Here is a 5063-nt window from a genome sequence, read left to right on the forward strand (position 1 = left end):
CTGATAATCCGCATCCAACCCGGACGCATAGAAGGCGGCGGCAACTGGGAACGCAACGTCACCGCGGGGCAGGGCGTTAACCTCAGCAACCAACGCATCAACCAAACCCTTAACCACGCGCTACGCCCCGACCAAAACGACATTATCCGCGCCACCAAAATGGAACGCGGCATGCTCCTGCTTAACGACCTCGCTGGGGTGAGCGCCACCTCCAATCTCCAGCGCGGCCGCGAATTTGGCACCACCCGGGTCGATGTCGCCTTTCGCGCCACCCCACGCTACACCGGCAACGCCTGGATCGACAACTACGGCAGCTACTACACCGGCGCATGGCGTGCCAACGCCATGGGGCACATCAACAATCTCAGCGGCATGGGCGACCGACTAACCGGCATGATCACCCAAACCACCGACCAAAGCTACGGACGCATCGCCTACGACACCCCAATCAGCTACAAAGGCCTCACCTTTAACACCAGCCTCAGCTACCTAAAATACACCCTCGGCCAAGACCTCAAAGACCTCGACCTCAACGGCACCGCCCTCAGCGCCAACGCCGGGCTCAAATACCCGATTATTCGCTCACGCCAAACCAACCTCTACATTCAAGGGCAATACGACTACAAAGATTTAAAAGACTACACCAAAAACGACAACACCAAAGACCGCATTTATAACAACCTCACCCTCAGCCTCAACGGTGACAAAATAGATCGACTCGGCCAAGGCGGCCTCACCCAATACGGCGTCAGCCTCACCTACGGCGACCTTAATCGTAAAGGCAATGCCGATGACTACAGCAGCGATCAAACCACCGCCCAAACCCACGGCAGTTTCCACAAACTCAACGCCAACCTCACCCGCATCCAACAACTTCACAGCGGCCTTAACCTCCACGCCAGCGCCAGACTCCAAACGCTTGCCAGCGGCAACCTCGACTCCGGTGAAAAATTCACCCTCGGCGGTGTCAACGGTGTCCGCGCCTATGCGGGCGGCGAAGGCTCGGGTGACCAAGGCTGGCTCACCGCGCTTGAACTGCGCTACGACCTACCCGGCGTGATGGTCTACAACGGCGGCATCCAACTCCAAGGCTTTATTGACCACGGCCAAATCACACTGGATAAAAAGCCCTGGGATACCCCCGCCAATAACAATAACGTCAACAGCTACAGCCTCACCGGCACCGGTATCGGTCTAAGCTGGAGCCAACCGCAACGCTACATGCTAAAAGCCGCCTACGCCATCAAAATTAACGACGACATCAATGATCGCACCACAACAGGCAAAGACAGCGAAGGCAAAGACGACCAAGGCCGCTTCTGGCTCCAAGCGATGGTCTGGTTTTAACCAACACAACATTCCCTCTCCCTCAGGGAGAGGGCTAGGGAGAGGGTGAAACCCCAACCCAAATTCTCGTTCCCACGCTCTGCGTGGGAATGCAGACAGAAACGAATCTGATAGACCGGTATGCATTCCGACTGAGGACAGTCGGAACGAGAACAACAACTGAACAACGAAATTTAAAAGCAAAGAGGGTAACACCATGCACAACAAAAACGCAAAAATCAAACGCGCCTCCCTAAACCACACCTACCGCCTTGTGTGGTCAGACGCCAAACAAATGTACATCGCGGTGGCCGAAATCGCCCCCGGTAAAGGCAAACGCAAAGGCGGCATCGTCGGCGCGATTGCCGCGCTGATGATGGGCTTTGGTGGCATCGCCCACGCCCTCGACCCCGGCACCCTGCCCGAAGGCGCCAACATCACCCACGGTCAAGCGCAAATCCAACAACACAACAATGTGATGACCATCCACCAAACCAGCGACAAACTCATCACCCACTGGAACAGCTTCAACATCGGCAAAGACGCCACCGTCAACTTCCAACAACCCAACAGCAACAGCGCCGCGCTCAACCGCGTAATGGACAACAACCCCAGCCAAATCCACGGACGACTCAATGCCAACGGCAACGTCTATCTGGTTAACCCCAGCGGCATCCTATTCGGCAAAACCGCGCAGGTTGATGTCGGCGGCTTAATTGCCTCAACGCTCGAAATCAGCGACCAAGACTTTTTAGACAACCAACTCGACTTCAAAAACCTCGGCTTTAGCGAAGGTGACATCAAAAACCTCGGCCACATCCGCGCCAACGGCGGGGTCGTGGCGCTTATCGCCAACCGCGTATCTAACCAAGGCACCATCGAAGCCAGCAATGGCAACGTCGCGTTAGCGGCCGGGGATCACGTCACCCTCGACTTTAACGGCGACGGCCTGATGACCGTCACGGTCGAACAAGGCGTCCTCGATGCGCTGGCCGAAAACGGCGGACTGATTCAAGCCGATGGCGGCTTTGTCATCATGACCACCCAAGCACGTCAAGACATCTACCGCAACCTGGTCAACAACGACGGCCTCATCCAAGCGCAAACCCTCGCCAACAAAAGCGGGCGCATTATGCTGATGGGTGGTATGAGCCAGGGTCAAGTCATTGTCGATGGCACCTTAGATGCCAGCGCCCCGAACGGTGGCGATGGCGGCTTTATCGAGACTTCTGCTGCGAATGTTACTATCCAAGAAAGTGTTCATGTAACCACGCAATCATCGACAGGCAAGACAGGTACATGGCTCATTGATCCAACGGATATCAATATTGTTGCAGGCGCGGATGAGTCAAATCTTGACGGAACTAACCCTGCGACTGGATCAGGTAACAATATTACCAATACGACGATACAAAATGCACTTGATACCACGAATGTATTGATACAAACCATTGAAGACGGAAGTGAAGCTGGCAATATCAATGTAAATGCAGCCATTGGATGGTTTACAAATAATACCCTGACACTTGACGCGCATAATGATATCAATATCAATGCGAATATTCAGTCGTTTAATGGTAACTTGATTCTTGATGCCGGTGGCAGTGTTGCGCTGGCTAGCAACTATCAAGTAAGAATGATTGATGGTGATTTAACCATAGATGCTGGCGGTAACATTACACAGGGTGCTAACTCTTACTTCCAAGTGGGTGGTACTGCCAGTCTTTCAGCTATTGGTAATATTGCTCTTGATCAAACAACCAATAAGTTTAGCGGCAATGTAAATATTGCTGCTGCATCGGTTAATTTTGTCAACGATGCAGCAACAACCCTTGCCAATGTTGCCGTTACTGGCGATGCCTCATTCTCATCAACAGGGATCATCACTGGGCTAGCAGAAAACACGATTAACATCGGCGGCAACTCAAATTTTTCAACCACTGCAAACAATGCCGACATCCTACTCTTAGGGGAGGCGACACTAGGGAGTACGGCAACATTTAGCGCACACGGTAACGGTAATATCCGTATTGCCGATGGCCAAGGAGATTTAACATTTGGGGCAGTCACTACAGGTGGACGCTTTGAAGTTGAAGCCGATGGCGATATTGTTGTTGATGGTGCAATTAATGGCACAGGAGCGGGTGACTCAGGCCTAATCTCGCTGGAATCAACCGCTGGCTCGATTAATGTCAACGACAAAATCAGAACAGAGGGTGGTAATGTAAAGTTAGTTGCCACTGAAAATGTAACTAGCACTGCGGAAATAGAGACAACCGCAGCAATAAATACTGGCAGGACATCTGGATCGGTCACTATACAGGGTGATCAAGGCGTTAACTTGGGAGCACTAGTCACAACTCAAGGTGCCAATAACAATCAAGATGTGGGTAGTAACGCCGCATCGGTAAGTGTCTCCTCATCAAGTGGCAATGTAGTTGTCTCGGCTATTACGACATCAGGTGGTGATGCAACCAATTCCGACAATAACTTCAATGGCGGTGGTGCAGGTAACATTACGATCAATGCTTCAGGTATAGCGACCTTGAACGGAAGCCTAACGGGCGAAGGGGGGCAAGCTTCTGGAACAAGTGAGCAGGGACTTGGAGCCTTCATTACAGTAGTAGCAGGTGATAAATTTATTAACAATGCGGGTGCTAACTCCCTCAAAGGTAATGTATGGCGCATTTGGTCTCGGACTCCAGCGGATGACACAACAGGTGCCTTAATCGCTGACTTCATTCAGTACGGCGCAACCTATAACTCGACTACGGTGCAGGGAACTGGAAATGGGCTGCTTTATCAAGTAGTGCCAACCATTGACACTGGCACTATTAACCTTGGTGGCTCTACCGAAAAAGTATATGACGGCAATCGTGATGTCACCAACACAGATGATATCACTGCTCAGATGGATATATTCGCAGATTTAGCGACAGCGATTTTGGCTGGTAGCACACTGACATCTTTTGAATTCGATAACAAGAACGCAGGTGAAAACAAGACTGTTACAGGCAGCTTAACATTTGCCGAGAGTACCGAACTGACAACTAATGGCGGACAAACACAAATATACGGCGTTGATTTGACCGCTCTTACTAGCCCTATTGCTGTTAGCGGAAATATTGGAACGATTACTCCCAAAGCTTTAACAGGCTCTATCACTGCTGGAGAGAGTATTTATGGTGATGCCTATAATGTAGGAATATTAACACTTACTGGCGTGATAGAACACGATGATATTTCAAGTTCCGTTGTACTTGCAACAGATGGACTTTTGAGTAGTGCTGGATGGCTTCGTGCTGGAACACATACGGGTATTCAGATTGTAACCTTGTCTGGTGATGATCTAAATAACTATAGTGTTGATGATATTGTCGGTGATTACACCGTCACCCAACGTGCCCTGACGGGTGCATCAATAACTAGTGGTACCAGTGTGTACGGCAGCAGCCTGAACCCAGGTGCTGTGAGCTTTGGGAACTGGCTATCGGGTGATGATGTTGGCTCGACTGTGACGGTTAACACCAGCACGAAAAGTACCGCTGGTTATGACATCGTGGGTAATTACACCCAGACAGCCAGCGGGCTGAGTGGTGATGATGCCGGCAACTACACCTTTGCTGGGTTTACTTCGGACACTGCAAACTACAGCATTACCCAGTACCAACTGACGGGCGCAAGCATCGCTGCGGCCAGCAGTATCTATGGGGATGCGATTACAGCCGGTAGTGCCA

At 51.3% G+C, this 5063-nt stretch carries 2 protein-coding genes; both read left to right on the plus strand.

Annotated features, from left to right (window positions below; translation table 11 throughout):
* Positions 1-1347, plus strand: a 1347-nt coding sequence (locus NA59_RS12465) for a ShlB/FhaC/HecB family hemolysin secretion/activation protein (protein ID WP_044413398.1), incomplete at its 5' end; no start/stop codon positions are given.
* A gap of 196 nt (positions 1348-1543) precedes the next feature.
* Positions 1544-5063: two-partner secretion domain-containing protein (locus NA59_RS14545; RefSeq protein WP_052501680.1), on the plus strand; the 3520-nt coding region annotated here is incomplete at its 3' end.

The sequence above is a fragment of the Thiomicrospira microaerophila genome (assembly GCF_000934765.1).
Lineage (GTDB): Bacteria > Pseudomonadota > Gammaproteobacteria > Thiomicrospirales > Thiomicrospiraceae > Thiomicrospira > Thiomicrospira microaerophila.